The following is a 16,270-nucleotide window of genomic DNA, read 5'->3' as shown; positions in this document are numbered from 1 at the left end:
CCCGTGACAAGGACGTCGGGGTCGAGCAGGCGTGCCGCTGTATCCAGCCTCATCGGCACGACCATCGAGTGGTACGACTTCTTCATCTACGGCAACGCGGCAGCGCTCGTGTTCGGCCCGCAGTTCTTCCCCAGGACCTCCACCCTGGCGGCGACCTTGGCGGCGTACGGCACGTTCGCGGTCGGGTTCCTCGCCCGCCCGCTCGGCGGGATCGTCATGGGGCACTTCGGCGACCGGGTCGGCCGCAAGCGGCTGCTCGTGCTGTCGCTGCTGCTGATGGGGTTCGCCACGTGCACGATCGGCCTGCTGCCCACCTACGCCGCGATCGGCGTGTGGGCGCCCGTGCTCCTGGTCCTCCTGCGCCTGGCGCAAGGTTTCGGCGTGGGAGGCGAATGGGGCGCAGCCGTGCTGATGTCGGTCGAGCATGCCCCCGCGGGCAGGCGTGGCCTGTTCGGCGCATTTCCTCAGATGGGCCTGCCCGCGGGGGTGATCCTGTCCAACGGGGTGTTCCTGGCGGTCAGCACGTTCATGTCGCGGGAGTCGTTCCTCGCCTGGGGATGGCGGGTGCCGTTCCTGCTGTCCGCGGTGTTGATCGTCGCAGGCCTGGTCATCCGCCTGAAGCTCGCCGAGTCGCCGGAGTTCACGAGTGTCCGTACGCGGAACGCGGTGGTGCGCAGTCCACTGCGGACGGTGCTGCGCACTCACCCGAAGGCTTTGTTCCTGTGCAGCGGCGCGTCGATCGCCGCACCGGCGCTCGGGTACCTGGTGCTGATCTACCTGCTCTCCTACGGGACGGCGACGTTGCACCTGAGCTCGGGGACGATGTTGGCCATCGTCCTGGCGGGCAGTGTGGTGTGGCTGGTGGCGATCGGGGTGTCCGCGGCCCTGTCGGACCGCTACGGCCGCAAGCGCGTGTTCCTGGCCGGCGCCGGGCTGACCGTGGTGTGGGCCGTCCCGCTCTTCCTGCTCGTCGACACGGCGTCGGTACCGCTCATGGTCCTCGCCGTCGTGATCGGCTGTACCGGCATCGCCGTGATGGCCGGGCCGCAGGCCGCGCTGGTGGCGGACTCGTTCACGGCAGAGGTGCGCTACAGCGGCTCGTCCATCGCCTATCAGGTGGGCTCGGTGCTCGGCGGGGCGCTCGCACCCGTCGCCGCAACCGCCCTTATGGCCGGTACTGGCACCTCGCTGTCGGTCTCCCTGTTCATGGCCGCACTGGGGCTGGTCAGCCTGATCTCGATGGCGGCCCTCGCCGAACCGAAACCAACGACCGTCAAGGCCGCCACGGCGGTCAGGGAGGCACCATGACGACAACGAGGTTCCGCTCCACGGAAGCGGATATCGACGGTCTTTACCACGAACTGGCCGAGCACGAACTGCAGCCACTCTGGGAGCTCAAGGGCCTGCTGACCCGGGAACCCGCGGTGGCGGGTACACCGTTCCGCTGGCGCGGTGACGACCTACGAAAGCTCGCCGAACGCGCCGGCGACCTCGTACCGGTCGACCGGGGCGGCGACCGGCGGGTACTGGCCTGCTGCAATCCGGGGCTGGCCGGTGCGCCGTACGCGGTGTCCACGCTGTGGGCCGCGGTGCAGTACCTGCGCGGACACGAGATGGCGCCCGCACACCGCCACAGTCCGGCCGCGCTGCGGTTCATCACCGAAGGCGAAGGCGTGTTCACCCTCGTCGACGGCGACCCGTTGCCGATGGGCAAGGGCGATCTGGTGCTCACCCCGAGCTGGACGTTCCACGAGCACCACAACCCGGGTGACGCGCCGATGATGTGGATGGACGTGCTCGATCTGCCCGTCGTCGCCGCGCTCGACGCGGTGTTCTTCGAGGAGGGCGCGAGCGAGGAGGCCGACACGGCGACCGCCCCGGCGTCGGCGTCCGAACGATGGTTCGGCGGCGGCCCCGGCCTCGTCCCGGCAGGCCACGACACGCCGCCATCGCACTCCCCGCTGCTGGCCTACCGATGGGCCGACACCGACCGGGCGCTCACCGCCCAGCTCGACGTGTCCGGCGCGAGCTCGGCCAAGCTCCGGTACTCCGACCCCGTGCGCGGCGGCGATGTGATGCCCACGATGCGCTGCGAGATCCAGCGGATCGAGGCGGGCGCGAGCACTGCGGCTTTCCGGCAGACCGGGGGGCGCGTCGCCTGTGTACTGCACGGCACGGGCCGGGCCCGGGTGGGCGAGCGCGTGTTCGACATCGCGCCAGGCGACATCATCGCGGTCCCGTCGTGGTCACGCTGGCAACTCCTCGCCACCAGCCGGCTGGACGTGTTCAGCGTGAGCGACGCACCGGTGCTCGAGGCACTGGGCCTGTTCCGGACGAGCGAGGCATGACCGTGACCGGAAGAATTCCATTCCTCGTCGTCGGCGGCGGTATCGGCGGGCTGGCCACGGCGCTGGCGATCGCCCGCACCGGCCGTCCCGTACACGTGCTCGAGCAGGCGCCCGAGTTCGCCGAGATCGGCGCCGGGCTCCAGGTGGGGGCCAACGCGACCCGGGCGATGAGCAGGCTGGGGATATTCGACGACGTCCGCGAGGTGTCCGTGTTCCCGCGTGCCGGGGTGCTGATGGACGCGGTCACCGGGGAACGTCTCACCAGCCTCGACACCGGCACGTCCTACGTGGACCGCTTCGGCCACCCCTACCTTGTGATGCACCGCAGCGACCTGCTCGACATCCTGCTCAAGCACTGCACCGAGACCGGCCTGGTGACGCTGGAGAACGACAAGTCCGTGGTGCACGCCGAGGTCCACGCCAGCGGTGCCAGCATCGGGTGCGCCGACGGCACCGCCTACACCTGCGACGCCCTCATCGCCGCCGACGGCCTGCACTCCCGGCTGCGCCGGTTGATCCGGGACGACAAACCCGTGTGCAGCGGGTACGCCGCCTGCCGGGGCACCGTCCCCATCGGGCAGGTCGCCGACGTCGACGTCGACGACGTGGTGATCTGGATCGGTCCGGGCATGCACCTCGTGCAGTACCCGGTGCGGCGCGGCGAGCTGTACAACCAGGTCGCCGTGTTCCGCAGCCCGCAGCTGTCCGCCGGCGCCTCGGAATGGGGCGGCCCCGGCGAGCTCGACGCCGCCTTCGCGCAGACATGCGCTCCGGTGCGGAAGTCCGTCTCCCTGGTCAACCGCGACCGGCATTGGCCGATGTTCGACCGTGAACCCCTCGATCGGTTCGTCCACGGGCGGCTGGCGCTCATGGGCGACGCCGCACATCCGATGCTGCAGTACCTCGGCCAGGGAGCGTGTCAGGCGCTCGAGGACGCGGTCGAGCTGGGCCGGCAGCTCGACCGGCACGACGTCGACACTGCGTTCGCCGGCTACGAGCGGCGCCGGCTGCCCCGCGCGACCCGCTGCCAGCGCACGGCACGACCGTGGGGCGACATCTGGCACACCGCGGACCCCCTGACCCGAGCCCTGCGCAACCGCATGTTCCAGCTCCGAGCGCCCGATGACTACACCGACGTCGACTGGCTCTACGCCGACCCGGAAGGATGAGCATGAAGCTACTCAGCTTTGCCACCAGCGAAGGCGAGCCCGGAGTGGGTGCGCTCACCCGGTCCGGGATCGCCGACCTGAGCACACTCGTGCCCGGCCGGACCGGGCTCAGTCCGATGAGGACCCTCCTGACCCAGACTGATCACGCGGAGATCCTCGGTGCCGCCACTGACGCTCCGGTACTCGACCCGGAGTCGGTGATCCTGCAACCGCCGGTACCCGACCCAAGCAAGATCGTCGCCGCACCCGTGAACTACCTCGACCACAAGGAGGAGATGAGCCAGGCAGTCCACATCAGCTCGCTCGGCGTGTTCCTCAAGGCGCCCTCCTCGCTCACGCCACCGAGCGGGACGGTACGGCTGCCCTACCACGACCGGCGCTTCGATCAGGAAGGCGAACTCGCGGTCGTCATCGGTCGCACCTCCTCACACGTGCCGGAGGACCGCGCCGCCGACCACATATTCGGGTACACCTGTCTGCTGGACATGACCATGCGCGGGGGTGAAGACCGCTCCACGCGCAAGTCGTTCGACACGTTCAGCCCGATGGGGCCGTACCTCGTCACCCCGGACGAAGTGGGCCCTGTCGATGATCTGGAGCTGCGCTGCTGGGTCAACGGCCGGCTCCGGCAGCGCGCGGCCCTGAAGGATCTGATCTGGAACGTGCCGCGCCTGATCGCCTACATCTCCTCGGTCATGGAACTCCACCCCGGCGACGTCATCGCGACCGGAACCCCGGCCGGGGTCGGCGAAGTCCACGACGGCGACCACATCGCGGTCGAGATCACGCGCGTCGGGCGGCTCGAGGTCGGCGTGTCCAGCACCGGCGCGATCAGCTCGCCCACACTGGGGGCCGATCGCGGCCCAAAGCCGCCCGCCGAGGTGACTCCGGTCCGCTGATGCCCGCCCTCGGCGCGCCCGCGCCCGGCGGCGATCCGGCCCGGGCACGACGGCGACGGCCTACACGATGGCGTCCGTCAGGTCCGCGGCCACGCGCAACGTGGAGCGCGACACCCGGTCGATCCACCCCTGGTCGGCCCTGGACCGGGGCCCGGTCACCACCACCGCCGCGCGGGTGCGCCCCTGTCGGTCCTTGACCGCCACCGCGACGCCGCAGACATCCTTTTCGTTCTCGCCGTCGTTGACGGCGTAACCGCACCGCCGCACCTCTGCCAGCTCTGCCCGGAGCGCACCCAGCGAGGTGATCGACCGCTCGGTGGGGGCACTCAGCGTCGCACCGGCGTAGCGCGCGGTCAGCTCGTCCTCGGTGAGCTGGGCGAGCATCGCCTTGCCCGCCGCGGTGGCGTGCGCGGGGAAAGTCCAGCCCACCCTGGCGCCGGTTTTCACGACCTGCGCGCTCTCGACGCCCTCGACGTACAGCACCTCGCTGCCACGCAGCGTCGCCAGGTGGACGGTCTCACCCGTCTCGTCGCGAAGCCGCACGAGCGCTTGGTAAGCACGCGCGCGCACGTCCATGTTCTGGACCACGGCCAGCCCGATGTCCACCAACGCCGGCCCGGCCCGGTACCCGCGCGAGTGCTCGTCCTGCACCACGAAACGGTGATGCCCGAGGGTGGTCAGCATCCGGTGCACTGTGGAGCGGGACAGCCCCATCTCCCTGCTCACCTGATTGACCCGGAGCACCTCACGGTCCTCGAAGAGCCGGAGAAGCCGAAGCACGTTGTCGACAGCCCCGATGAGACCGGGAGGACGTGCAGCGGGTTCAGGATCCACGCAGAGCAGGCTATCGCGAGGATGACAACCCTTGAATACACCGTGGCTCCGTCGCATAATACGGGCATCTGTTCCGCATCGTGACACCTTCTGCGTGGAGCGATCGACTATATCCCTGCGTCACCTCTGCGGGGACTCCGTTCACTCAGAACCGGGTCATCCGGAACTTCACCAGGTGGCCGAACACGAAGACCGAGGACATGACCCACACTGCAAATCATCAGGAACCGGCTGATCCGGCGGGAGTGCGCGACGAAGTGGCGGCCGCCAGCCGGGCCCTCGCCGTCGCCGGGCTGACGGACATGGTCTGGGGGCACGCCTCCATACGTGATCCCGCCGGCCGCGGGGTATGGATGAAGGCCTCCGGCTGGGGGTTCGAAGAGGTGGACGCCGAGCGGGTGCTCCTGGTCGCCCCGACCGGCGAGGTGCTCGACGGAGTGGGGAAACGGCACATCGAGTACCCCATCCACACCGAGATCATGGCGCAGCGCCCCGAGGTCGGCTGCGTCGTCCACACGCACGCCCCGGCACTTGCGGCGTTCGCCTCTCTCGACGAACCGCTGCGGGCGGTCTCCCACGACGGGGTTCCGTTCGCGAAGCTGCCACGGTTCACCCGGACCGGCGCTCTCATCGCCAGCAGCGATCTCGGACGCGCGCTGGCCGACACGCTGGGCGATGCCAACGGCGCACTGATGCCCCACCACGGCGCCGTCACGGCGGGCCCTGACGCGCCCACCGCGGTGATGTACGCCGTCCTGCTCGAACGAGCGTGCCGCACCCAGCTCATGGCCATGGCGGCCGGCGGTCCACGGACCTGGTCGGACGAGGCCGAGATCGCGTTCAAGAACGAGCAGATCTGGAACCCGGGCCAGCTCCGAGCCGGCTACGACTACCTCGTCCGGACAGCACCGGACAACAGGATCACACCGAGAGGAACAGCCCTGTGAAATTCGTCGAAATGGACCCGTCCACCACCTTCCGCCAGCAACTCGCGAGCGCCGATTCCCACCCGGTCGTCCTGATCAACCGGTTCTCCGTCCCACCCGAGTTCGAACCCGATTTCCTCGAGCTGTGGCAGGAGGACGCCGCGTTCATGCTCGACCACGGTTGCCTCGGGGCGCAGATGCACAAGGGAACCGGAGGAAGCACCAGCTTCGTGAACATCGCCCTCTGGGAGAACGCCCAGGCCATCGCGAAAGCGTTCGCATCGGAGGAGTTCCAGAGCCTCATCGCGCGCTACCCCGACACGTGCACCATCTCCCCGCACCTGTTCACCCGCATCGCCGTGCCCGGCGTCTGCGTCGCCTGACCGGGTTGGAGCACCACGTCCCGTCAGCTTCCGAGCGGTCCGCGCCCGAGTCGCACCCGGGCGCGGACCGCTCTTGCCTGGCAGGAAGAGATCACCGGCCGGTCACGACCGGATGTCCGCGTTCTTACCCTCCCGGGCGAACAGCACGATCACCAGGCCGCTCACGACGCACAGGCCGGCCAGGAAGAGCATGATTCCCACGACCGACCCACCTCCGGCGACGGCCAGCGACGACACGATCAGCGGGGTGGTCCCGGCGCCGAGCACGCTGGCGGTCTGGTACCCGAGCGACACCCCGGTGTACCGGACGCGCGCCGGGAACTGCTCGCTGATGAAAGCGGCCACCGGCCCGAACGCCACGCTCTGGCACAGCGCCAGCGCCAGCACGAGACCGGCCAGGACGAGGAAGAAGCCGCCCGAGGCGAGCAGCGCGAACACGGGGTGGACCAGGACGATCATCGCCACCAGCCCGGCGAGCATGACCGGCCGCCGGCCGTAACGGTCCGACAGCCAGGCCGCACCCAGGATCCCGGCGATGGCCAGCGCCTGGGAGATCGCGAACGCGAGCAGCGCTTCGGACCTCGACAATCCGTGTGCCACGGAATAGGTGATGCCATAGGTGGCGAACACGGCCTGGATCGCGAACCCGGCGAGGCACGTCAGGCAGACCACGATGACGGCACGGGGCTGGCGCAGGACTTCAACCAAGGGGAAACGGCGGCCTGGGGCCCGGCTCCGCGACGCCGCCTCGAATGCCGGGCTTTCGGCAACCTTCACCCGCACGAACAGTCCGACGGCGAGCAACAACGCCGAGCACAGGAACGGCACCCGCCAGCCCCACCCGAGGAAGTCGTCCTTGGGCAGCAGCCCGGCGAGCGCGAGCGCGACAGCTCCCAGCACGGTTCCCGTGGGGGCACCGGCCATGGTGAACGACGCGGCCATGCCGCGGCGATCTCCGCGGGCGTGCTCGGCCGACAGCAGTGCCGCGCCACCCCACTCCCCGCCGATGGCGACCCCCTGAACCACCCGCAGCAGCACGAGCAGCAGCGGCCCCCACACGGGGATCGCGGGCACCACACCGATGAGGGTGGAGGCCACTCCCATCGCGGTCATCGAGACGACGAGCATCCTCTTGCGACCGAGAAGATCCCCGAAGTGCCCGAACACCAAGCCGCCGAGCGGGCGGGCGACGAATCCGGCCGCCAGGGTCCCGTAGGAAGCGACCGTCGCGACGAGTGGGTCCAGCCCGGCGAAGAACACCGGTCCGAACACCACGGAGGAGGCTGTCGCGTAGAGGGCGAAGTCGTAGTACTCGATCGTGCTGCCGAGATAACTCGACAGCACGGCTCGTCGTTCGACGGCGACGTCTTCGTGAACCCGCTGGTTCGTGGTCTCGTCCGCAAGCGCCATTGCCGCAGACTCCTTTCCGGTGGGCAGAGTGGGGCACGGGGACGGCACGGTGACGCCGTCTCCGGGACTACGCGCAGATCAGTGCTGTGCCGGCCCGGCACGGTGCGACAGGCGGCTGGTCGTGTTGTGCTCGGCGATGACGTCGAGCGCTTTCACGTCGCCGGCGGCGATGGCGTCGACGAGCGCCACATGCAGTTCGTAGCGTTCCTGGATGAACTCCGGCAGCGGTTGTTCACCGGTGGGCTGCACCGAGAGCAGATGCGACTCGACCATCTCGAGCAGGTTGAGGTAGAGCGGGCGCAGGATCGGGCTGGGACTGACCTCGGCGATGCGAGCGTGGAGTGCCCAGTTGGCGCGGATGAAGGCGGTACCGTCGCGATCGTCGGCCGCGGTCTTCATCCTCCGGAGCTCGGCGCGCATCGCGGCGATGTCCTGCGCGGAGGCGTACTTGAGAGCGTCCTCGACGAGCAGCGGGTCGAGCGCGTCGCGCAGACGAATGGCGTCGGCCACCGACGCGGCGTCGTGATCGACAGCGAGCATCGAGTTGCCGAGCCGGACCAGAGGCGACTGCTGGTCGGCGAACAGTCCCCCGCCTGGTCCGGACTTCACCCGCACGAGCCCGCGCTGCTGGACGAGCCGCAGTGCCTCGTTGAAGGTGCCGACGGACACTCCGCAATGCGCTCGGATCTCCTCCTTGGTGCCCAGGCGGTCCCCCGGCTCCAGACCGGCCACCAGGGCCGCGATCTCCTCCGCGGCGCGCTCCGGACGGGTCAGGTTGCGCCAACGGCGGGGCTCCCAGTCCTCCCTGCGCAGGGCAGGGATATCGGAGGTCATCGCAGGCAAACCCCTTCGACCACGTTGCAGCCAAATCCAACATGGCGAATTGTGCCAGAGCGGTTGACAGATGAACAGGCCTCCTCCCAGACTGACCATCAGAATTCAGCATGGTGGATTTGCCAACGGAGGCAATCGTGCTCGATCAGCACTTCCGCGATCTCATGGCGGGGGTCTGCGCCCCGGTCACCGTGGTCACGACTTCCGGCGACGACGGCCCGCACGGCGCGACGGTGAGCTCGCTTGCCTCTGTCTCGCTGCGACCGGCGCTGCTGTCGATCGCCCTCGACCGGCGATCGGCCCTGCTGTCCCGGATCCTCGAGACGCGGCGGTTCGGCGTCAACGTGCTCAGCTCGGCGCAGGAGGACACGGCAGCGGCGTTCGCGCGTCGCGGCCTGGACAGGTTCGCCGGCGTCGGATGGTCCAGCTCGAGCGGCCTGCCCCGGCTCGACGGCACCGCGGGCTGGGCGGCGTGCGACCTTTCGCAGACGGTCGAAGCCGGGGATCACCTCCTCCTGATCGGCCTCGTCACCCACGCCTCGTCCGTCCAGGTCGCTCCGCTCGTGTACGGCTACCGCACCTTCGGCACCCATTCCCGGTTCAGCAGCCGGCCCCGGCGGCCCATCGCCGACCACATCGCCGCACTGTCCAGCTGAACAGCATCCACCGGTAACACCCAGGAGAACCGCATGACAGCCCAAACCACTTCGCCGGTCGTGACCGTTCCCAGCGCCTCGGAACTCGTGGCCCGCGCACGCGACCTCAAACCGTTGCTGAGCAAGAACGCCGCCGCCGGGGAGGCCGACCGGAGGGTCGTCGAGGAGAGCATCCAGGCCATGGCCGACGCCGGTCTCTTCAAGCTCGCCACCCCCAAGCGCTATGGCGGGTACGAGACCTCGATGCGCACCATGCTGGACGTCTCGGCCGCCGTCGCGGAGGCCGATGGCGGGACCTCGTGGGTGCTGACGCTGACCAACGTCTGCGCCTGGCTGACGAGCCTGTTCCCGGTTCAGGCCCAGGACGACGTGTTCGGCGACGACCCGGACGCGAAGGTGTCGGGTGTGCTCACCCCCACCGCCGAGACGGTCAAGGTCGACGGCGGCTGGCGGGTGACCGGGAAGTGGTACTACAACTCCGGCTCATGGCACGCGACCTGGGCGGTTCTGGGCGTCCCACTGGCCGACGAGTCGGGCGAGGTCGTGGACCAGGCCCTGGTCTTGATCCCGCGGGCGGACATGGACCTGGAGGACACGTGGTTCGTCGCCGGCATGCGGTCCAGCGGCAGCAACTGCCTGGTCGCCGAGGACGTGTTCGTGCCCGAACACCGGGTGATGCGCGTGCCTCAGGCGATCGCCGGCGACTACCCGACCGAACGGCAGGACAGCGAACCGCTCTACCGGTCCCCGTTCGTCCCGGTGCTCGCACTGGTGCTGGTCGGGCCACAGCTGGGCATGGGCCGGGCGGCGCTCGACCTCGTGACCAGCAAGGCGGCGAAGAAGCCGATCTCCTACACGTTCTTCACCGCACAGCGGGACTCGACGGCCTTCCAGCTGCAGATCGCCGAAGCGGCGCGGCTCATCGACACCGCTCACCTGCACGCCTACCGGGCTGCCGACGACATCGACGAGGCCGCCGCCCGCGGTGTCTACCCGGACTTCCTCACCCGCGCCCGGGTGCGCTCGGACACCGGGCACGTGGCCGAGTGCATCACCCGCGCCATCGACATCCTGCTGTCCGCCCACGGCGCCGGATCCTTCGCCGAGGTGAACCCGCTGCAGCGCATCTGGCGCGACTCGGCGACGGCGGCGCGGCACGCCGTCGTGAGCCCCGCCGTGAGCTACGAGGTGTACGGCAAGGCACTGCTCGGCGTCGACGAGTCCATCACCCCACTGGTGTGAGGGCGACATGTTCCACCACGTGGTCACCTTCACCTTCAGACCCGGCGTCACCCGTGCGGGCGCCTTCGCCCTCGCCGAGGAGCTCCGTGAGCTCGCGGAGACCCTCCCCGGCCTCCGCTCGTACGCCTGCGGTCCCGACCTCGGCCGGCGCGAGGGAAACGCGGACTTCGCGGTCGCCGCGATCTTCGACACCGAGAACGCGCTGCTGAACTACCTGAACCACCCGGAACACAAGGACATCATCGCCCGCCACGTCCCCGTCATGGTCGCCGACAGGCACGGCGTCCAGTTCGCAGACGGCGGGCGCACCATCGAATCGACAGAGGAGCGTACATGAGGCTGGCCAATGTGGACGGACGCGCCGTCCTGCTCACCGCCGACGACCGTGGTGTGGACGTCGAGTCCGCCAGCGGCGGCAAGTTCGGCCCCGGCCTGCCCGCGATCTACGAGGACTGGAAGGGGTTCCGCTCCTGGGCCGAATCAGCCGACACGACCGGCGCGACCGCCTTCAGCCGCACTCAGCTCGGATCCCCGTCGCCGGCGCCCCGACAGATCGTCGCGGTGGGGCTCAACTACCGCGAGCACGCCGCCGAGTCCGGGTTCGCGGTCCCGGACCGGCTGCCACCGGTGTTCACCAAGTTCGACAGCAGCCTCAGCGGACCGGACACCCGGGTGGTGCTGCCACCGGGCGGGAACACGGACTGGGAGGTCGAGCTCGTGGTGGTGATAGGCGCACGAGCGGCGGGCATCGACGCGGCCGAGGCCTGGGACTACGTCGCCGGCCTCGCGGTCGGGCAGGATCTGTCCGAGCGGATCAGCCAGCTGGCCGGCCCGGCGCCGCAGTTCAGCCTCGGCAAGTCCTTTCCCGGCTTCGCTCCGGTCGGCCCCTGGCTGGTCACCCCGGACTCGGTGCCCGACAAGGACGACCTCGAACTGGGCTGCGCGCTCGACGGCGAGGTGGTCCAGCAGGGCCGGACCCGGGACCTGATCTTCCCGGTCGCGGAACTGCTGTCGAAGCTGTCGGAGACGATCGTCTTGTACCCGGGGGACCTGATCTTCACCGGCACCCCCGCCGGCGTCGGCCAGGGCCGGCAGCCGCGGCGGTTCATCAAGCCCGGCGAGACGTTGCGGAGCTGGATCGAGGGCATCGGCGAGCTGAACCAAACCTTCACCGAGTCCCAGGAGGCATGAGCCATGGGCCTGCACAGACTGACCAGCGTCACCATCGGTGTGCCCGACGTCGACGCCACCGCGGCCTACTACACGGAGTTTGGGCTCGACCACCGCGGCGACGGGGTGTTCGCCACCCGGGACGGCGGCGAGCAGCTGCGCCTCGTGCGCACCCCGTACCGGCGCCTGGTCGAGCTCGGCGTCGGGGTGGACGACACCGACGACATCACCCGGATCGCCCTGCGACTCGAGCGCCTGGGGGTGCCACGGGACTTCGACAGCAACGTCCTGCGCGCCACGGAACCGGTGACCGGGGCTGTGGTCCGTGTCGAGGTCGCGCCCCGCATCGTTCAGGAGCCGGTGCCGGCGACCAGCTACAACGGCCCTGGCCGCCTGGAGCGCACCGGCGCCCGCGCCCCCGGCGTGCTGCGCACGACGCCGGTTCAGCCCAAGAAGCTCGGCCACGCGGTGCTCGGGACGACGAACCTGCAAGCGACGATGGGGTTCTTCACCGAAGGCATCGGGTTCAAGGTCAGCGACTACATCAGCGACAAGGGCGCGTTCATGCGCTGCTCCGTCGATCACCACAACGTCCTGGCGATGGCCGCGCCGGTGAACTTCCTGCACCACACGAGCTGGCAGGTCGACGACGTCGACGACGTCGGCCGCGGCGCCTGCGCCATGCTGGACGGGCACCCCGAGCGGCACGTGTGGGGGCTCGGCCGCCACCACGCCGGGTCGAACTTCTTCTGGTACCTCAAGGACCCGGCAGGCAACTTCTCCGAGTACTACTCCGACATGGACTGCATTCCCGAGGACGAGATCTGGAAGCCGGAGGTCTGGGAAGGCGCGCAGGGTCTGTTCAACTGGGGTCCCCCGCCGCCGCCGTCGTTCCTCCAGCCGGAGGACCTGGCCGAGCTGATGACCGGTCAGCATGCGCCCAGCTGACGCCACGACGTCCGGCACCGGCGACGCCCTGTGCGGCGTTCCCGGCGAGCTGCTGGAAGCGTTGCAGGAGGTCGTCGCCGGACGCCCGGGCACCGAGCCCGCGGATCCCACCGCGGACCGGCCGACGAGACACCGCGGTGCTCCGGCGTGAGGTGACGACGATGCCCATCGAGCCGTTCAGGCCGCCGAGTCAGGCGACTCGGCGGCCTGAACGTGCTCAGGACCGTCCTCCAGGCGCCGGCACAACTCGTCCAGAACCCGCGCGGCCGTCTCGAGGTCCGCCAGGGGGATGCTGTCGCCGAGCCGGTTCGCCCAGGCCACCCGCTTGCGGTCGACTGTCTCGTAAGCGGTCGCGCCCGCATCGGTGCGCCGGACGAGCGGTGAACGGCGATGATCCTCGTTGGGCGCGAACTCGACCAGACCCCGCCGGGCCAGGCGCCGGACCGAGGCGTGCACGCTCTGCCGGGACAGTCCCATGCGCCGGGCGATCTGCGCGACGGTGAGCGGGCGGTCGGCCAGGGAGATCGCGCCCAGCACCTGCCACAACGCGGCAGTCAGCTCCTGCTCGGCCGTGAGCCGGTCACCGGTGGCCAGGAAGTCACCGTTGGCCCGGAACGTGGTCAACACCAGCCGGGTGACGGCGTCCCCGGCCGCCGTCAAGTCTTCAGCACCCACCACGACATCCTCACACAGCCGTCCACGGCCGACCATGTTGTCAGCTAGTTGACACATTGTGAGCCTCGAGACAATAATCGGCTCACTGCGATCCGCAGACACCAATCCTGGAGACGACGATGTCCACCACCAGTTCAGCCGCGGCCGGCTCCGCGGCGCCCCCGCGGATTCCGCCACCGACCGGCCATCGCGAGCCGCTCAAAGCGAACGTCTTCGAACGCATGGCAGGTGCCTCCTGCGAGCTGCAGGCCCTGTTCCCCTACCACGACGCGGGCGCGATCGTGCCGTGCGGCGCGATCTTCACCGGGGACCCGGACGACGGCGAGTTCGGCCACTTCTTCCACTGGAACACCGTCGAGGAGCTCACCGTCGTCTTCGGCGCCAGCGGAGCGATGCTGCAGACCGGGCAGATCTTCGCCAACCAGGCGCTGCACGGCGTGAACTCGTTCCTGCGCGACCCGAAGGACCCGGACTCCTACGCGGTCATGACGATCACCCAGCGCCAGTCCGATGAGGACAAGCAGCGCGAGGCGATCATCTTCCGCTGCCAGAAGTGCCACGAGCAGCTCCTGCGCTTCGAGTACGACTCGACGCCGCAGGGCGTCGAGGGGCACAAGCCCGAACAGTGGGGCGGGAGCCACGACGACGAGTACCCGGTGTTCAGCACGATCTGGGGCAGCGTCGAGGCGGCGGCCCAGATGGACGACGACGCCGTGCGGACCTGCTCGAAGTGCGGTCACGTCAACGACACGTTCCCCGAACACAAGTGGGGCTGGTCGCGGTGGGTCGAGCAGACCCGCACCGCCAACCGCTCCAAGGAAGCGCTGCGCACGGCGATCCGCGCGCTCGGCGAGAAGAAGGCGGTGCGGTGATGGCCAGGCGCCGGATGCTCAACGGGCTCAAGGCCGCGCAGGACCTCGGCGACTACGCCGACACGCCGGTCCTGCCGGCCACTTTGGACCCGCAGGCCCACCTCTCGCGCAACACGGTCGCGCAGCCGTTCTGGCTGCTCTGCGGCAAGGACACGGTGATCGCGCAGCTGTCCGGATCCGCCGTCGTGCACCTCAAGGACTCGTCGGTCAAGTGGTTCACCCTGGAGCTCGGCGACCACGTCTACATCCCCGCGGGCACTCCGCACCGGATCCTCCCCACCGACGAGGGCGTGCAGATCCGCTACAAAGCGCGCAACCCCGGCCTCGAGGGGGTGGCGTGGTACTGCCCCGGCTGCGACGGCGAGGTGCACCGGGTCGAGTGGGACACCGCCAACACCATCTCCCAGCAGTCGTACTACGACGCTTGTGCCGAGTTCAACGACAGCGAAGCACTGCGCACGTGCTCGGCCTGCGGCACCCGGCACCCGCTGATCGACATGGCTCCCTTCGCGGGCTGGCCGGAGGTCGCCCGGCAACTCCGCGACGAACTCGCCTCGGCCTGAACCGCCGCGACCAACCTCATCCGCAGACCACTCGACGAAGAGAGCTGACACGATGGCCACCTTCCTCACCCTCCACCAGGCGCCCGGGCTCTCGGCCGACGAGATCGCCGGCTACGGGCCCGAAGTCGCCCAGGGCGTGCACGCCCGCTTCCGCAACCTGTTCGTCAACCTGCGCTCGGGATTCATCGTCACCATCTACGAGGCCGACAGCCAGGACGCGGTGGAGCAGGAGTTCGAGCGGATCGGTTTCCCCTTCGACGACATCCACGAGATCGACTACACCCTGGACGAGGCCCAGCTCGCGGCGATGACCTCCGGGGCCACCTCGTGACCGAGCACGCCACCCCGCCCGAGCCGTTCATCGACCGGGAGATCTCCCTGATCTTCCAGGGCGACTGGGGCCAGGCGAACCTGCACCGCATCTGTGGCTGGTTGTGCCAGGAGATCGGTGACCGGTCGGCGCCGGGATCCCGGTTCGGGATCTGGTCGGGGCGCGGCGGCACCGATGCCGTCCGGGCCGTGCTCGCGCAGGACGTCGACGCGGCACTTCTGACCCCCACCGCGGCGGCCGCGGGTATCACGGCCGGCGCCGGTCCCCTTGCGGTGCCCGGCGCCGACCGGCTCCGCGCCCTGGGCACGCTCCCCCAGCGCGACCGCCTGGTGACGTGCGTCGACGCCGCGCTCGGCGTCTCGCACACCGGTGAGCTGGCGGAGTTGCTGCCGTCGCTGCGCATCGCGACCAGCCCCGACGACGGGGTCAACCTGATCGGGGCCGCCGCTCACCGGTTGCTCGGCGCGCACGGCATCACACCGGGGCGCCTCGAGCAGGCGGGTGGGTCGATGCTCTACGCGGAACGGCCGTTCCCGGCGATCGCCGCGTTCCGCGACGGCGGGGCCAACGTCCTCATTCACGAGGCGATCATGACCCCCGCCTGGCAACGGGTGGCCGAGCACAGGCCGGTCACCTACCTCGACGTCGACCCCGCGGTGGTCGCGGCGTTCGCCGACTGGCACTGGCCCACCGCCACCGTGCCCGCCGGCTATCTGCCCGGTCTGGATCACGACCTGGAGGCGCTGGAGTTCTCCGACTTCCTGCTCGTGTGCCGGGCGGACCTGCCCGACGACATCGCTTCGATGATCGCCTGGTGCCTGGTGGCGACCCGGGAGGCGCTGGAAGTCCAGTACCACCACTTGCCTCCGGACCGCAGCCCGGTCAGCTACCCACTCGACCCGAAGGCGATCGCGAGCACGCCCGTTCCGCTGCACCCCGCCGCCGAAGCCACCTACGCGGCGCTCGGCGAAGGCGCGTCGGCCGCCGGCGCCCTGATGTGGGCCTGAGCG

At 69.8% G+C, this 16,270-nt stretch carries 20 protein-coding genes; 16 read left to right on the top strand and 4 right to left on the bottom strand.

Annotated features, from left to right (window positions below; genetic code table 11):
* Positions 1-3: 3 nt before the first annotated feature.
* The 4 genes from ACCP09_RS13450 (at position 4) to ACCP09_RS13435 (ending at position 4,416) form a co-directional block, all read left to right on the top strand.
* Positions 4-1,308 (top strand): MFS transporter, encoded by a 1,305-nt coding sequence (locus ACCP09_RS13450; protein ID WP_433746353.1) that lies wholly within the window; start codon positions 4-6, stop codon positions 1,306-1,308.
* Positions 1,305-2,348 (top strand): cupin domain-containing protein, encoded by a 1,044-nt coding sequence (locus ACCP09_RS13445; protein ID WP_433746350.1) that lies wholly within the window; start codon positions 1,305-1,307, stop codon positions 2,346-2,348. Before ACCP09_RS13450 ends, ACCP09_RS13445 begins: the two co-directional genes overlap by 4 nt.
* A complete protein-coding gene (locus ACCP09_RS13440; RefSeq protein WP_433746347.1) occupies positions 2,345-3,517 on the top strand; it encodes an FAD-dependent monooxygenase in 1,173 nt (390 codons plus the stop codon). Before ACCP09_RS13445 ends, ACCP09_RS13440 begins: the two co-directional genes overlap by 4 nt.
* Before the next feature lie 89 nt (positions 3,518-3,606).
* Positions 3,607-4,416: a fumarylacetoacetate hydrolase family protein gene (locus ACCP09_RS13435; protein ID WP_433746344.1), complete on the top strand. Its 810-nt coding sequence runs from the start codon at positions 3,607-3,609 to the stop codon at positions 4,414-4,416.
* Between the two features lie 60 nt (positions 4,417-4,476).
* Here ACCP09_RS13435 and ACCP09_RS13430 read toward each other — a convergent pair whose 3' ends face one another.
* A complete protein-coding gene (locus ACCP09_RS13430) occupies positions 4,477-5,307 on the bottom strand; it encodes an IclR family transcriptional regulator (RefSeq protein WP_433746341.1) in 831 nt (276 codons plus the stop codon).
* Between the two features lie 188 nt (positions 5,308-5,495).
* On the opposite strand from ACCP09_RS13430, the gene ACCP09_RS13425 reads away from it, so the two are divergent.
* Together ACCP09_RS13425 and ACCP09_RS13420 are read left to right on the top strand one after the other, a co-directional pair.
* The gene (locus tag ACCP09_RS13425) at positions 5,496-6,197 is read left to right on the top strand and encodes a class II aldolase/adducin family protein (RefSeq protein ID WP_433746338.1); all 702 of its coding nucleotides are present in this window, start codon (positions 5,496-5,498) and stop codon (positions 6,195-6,197) included.
* Positions 6,194-6,559, top strand: a complete 366-nt coding sequence (locus ACCP09_RS13420) for an antibiotic biosynthesis monooxygenase family protein (protein WP_433746335.1) — start codon at positions 6,194-6,196, stop codon at positions 6,557-6,559. The genes ACCP09_RS13425 and ACCP09_RS13420 overlap by 4 nt, the downstream gene beginning before the upstream one ends.
* 102 nt (positions 6,560-6,661) lie before the next feature.
* Here ACCP09_RS13420 and ACCP09_RS13415 read toward each other — a convergent pair whose 3' ends face one another.
* Positions 6,662-7,969: an MFS transporter gene (locus ACCP09_RS13415; protein WP_433746333.1), complete on the bottom strand. Its 1,308-nt coding sequence runs from the start codon at positions 7,967-7,969 to the stop codon at positions 6,662-6,664.
* A 78-nt stretch (positions 7,970-8,047) separates the two neighbouring features.
* Positions 8,048-8,803 (bottom strand): FadR/GntR family transcriptional regulator, encoded by a 756-nt coding sequence (locus ACCP09_RS13410; protein ID WP_123686273.1) that lies wholly within the window; start codon positions 8,801-8,803, stop codon positions 8,048-8,050.
* Between the two features lie 137 nt (positions 8,804-8,940).
* Here ACCP09_RS13410 and ACCP09_RS13405 point away from each other — a divergent pair, with 137 nt between their 5' ends.
* The 6 genes from ACCP09_RS13405 to ACCP09_RS13380 are packed head-to-tail and all read left to right on the top strand — an operon-like array spanning position 8,941 to position 12,970.
* Complete coding sequence (locus ACCP09_RS13405) at positions 8,941-9,459, top strand: flavin reductase family protein (protein ID WP_123686272.1); 519 nt, start codon at positions 8,941-8,943, stop codon at positions 9,457-9,459.
* A gap of 33 nt (positions 9,460-9,492) precedes the next feature.
* The gene (locus ACCP09_RS13400; RefSeq protein WP_433746328.1) at positions 9,493-10,701 is read left to right on the top strand and encodes an acyl-CoA dehydrogenase family protein; all 1,209 of its coding nucleotides are present in this window, start codon (positions 9,493-9,495) and stop codon (positions 10,699-10,701) included.
* Between the two features lie 19 nt (positions 10,702-10,720).
* Positions 10,721-11,038, top strand: coding sequence for a Dabb family protein (locus ACCP09_RS13395; RefSeq protein WP_433746325.1), 318 nt, complete (start codon positions 10,721-10,723; stop codon positions 11,036-11,038).
* The gene (locus ACCP09_RS13390) at positions 11,035-11,892 is read left to right on the top strand and encodes a fumarylacetoacetate hydrolase family protein (RefSeq protein WP_400987094.1); all 858 of its coding nucleotides are present in this window, start codon (positions 11,035-11,037) and stop codon (positions 11,890-11,892) included. The genes ACCP09_RS13395 and ACCP09_RS13390 overlap by 4 nt, the downstream gene beginning before the upstream one ends.
* A gap of 3 nt (positions 11,893-11,895) precedes the next feature.
* Entirely contained in the window at positions 11,896-12,819 is a 924-nt protein-coding gene (locus ACCP09_RS13385) for a VOC family protein (RefSeq protein ID WP_433746322.1), read from the top strand.
* Complete coding sequence (locus ACCP09_RS13380; protein ID WP_400987098.1) at positions 12,806-12,970, top strand: hypothetical protein; 165 nt, start codon at positions 12,806-12,808, stop codon at positions 12,968-12,970. Before ACCP09_RS13385 ends, ACCP09_RS13380 begins: the two co-directional genes overlap by 14 nt.
* Before the next feature lie 26 nt (positions 12,971-12,996).
* Here ACCP09_RS13380 and ACCP09_RS13375 read toward each other — a convergent pair whose 3' ends face one another.
* Positions 12,997-13,494 (bottom strand): MarR family winged helix-turn-helix transcriptional regulator, encoded by a 498-nt coding sequence (locus ACCP09_RS13375; RefSeq protein WP_400987099.1) that lies wholly within the window; start codon positions 13,492-13,494, stop codon positions 12,997-12,999.
* 221 nt (positions 13,495-13,715) lie between these two features.
* On the opposite strand from ACCP09_RS13375, the gene ACCP09_RS13370 reads away from it, so the two are divergent.
* Genes ACCP09_RS13370 through ACCP09_RS13355 form a run of 4 tightly spaced genes read left to right on the top strand, consistent with a single transcriptional unit; the run spans position 13,716 to position 16,267 of the window.
* A complete protein-coding gene (locus ACCP09_RS13370; protein ID WP_400987101.1) occupies positions 13,716-14,366 on the top strand; it encodes a hypothetical protein in 651 nt (216 codons plus the stop codon).
* Positions 14,366-14,929, top strand: coding sequence for a hypothetical protein (locus ACCP09_RS13365; RefSeq protein WP_433746317.1), 564 nt, complete (start codon positions 14,366-14,368; stop codon positions 14,927-14,929). The genes ACCP09_RS13370 and ACCP09_RS13365 overlap by 1 nt, the downstream gene beginning before the upstream one ends.
* Before the next feature lie 52 nt (positions 14,930-14,981).
* Positions 14,982-15,260, top strand: coding sequence for a DUF4242 domain-containing protein (locus tag ACCP09_RS13360; RefSeq protein ID WP_167499152.1), 279 nt, complete (start codon positions 14,982-14,984; stop codon positions 15,258-15,260).
* A complete protein-coding gene (locus tag ACCP09_RS13355; protein WP_433746313.1) occupies positions 15,257-16,267 on the top strand; it encodes a TAXI family TRAP transporter solute-binding subunit in 1,011 nt (336 codons plus the stop codon). The genes ACCP09_RS13360 and ACCP09_RS13355 overlap by 4 nt, the downstream gene beginning before the upstream one ends.
* The last annotated feature ends 3 nt before the right edge of the window (positions 16,268-16,270 follow it).

Origin of the sequence: Amycolatopsis sp. 3B14 (assembly GCF_050958625.1) — a bacterium.
In the GTDB taxonomy this organism is placed as follows: domain Bacteria; phylum Actinomycetota; class Actinomycetes; order Mycobacteriales; family Pseudonocardiaceae; genus Amycolatopsis_E; species Amycolatopsis_E thermoflava.
Note: the sequence above shows the minus strand (reverse complement) of the source record. Positions and strands in the feature narration are given on the sequence as shown.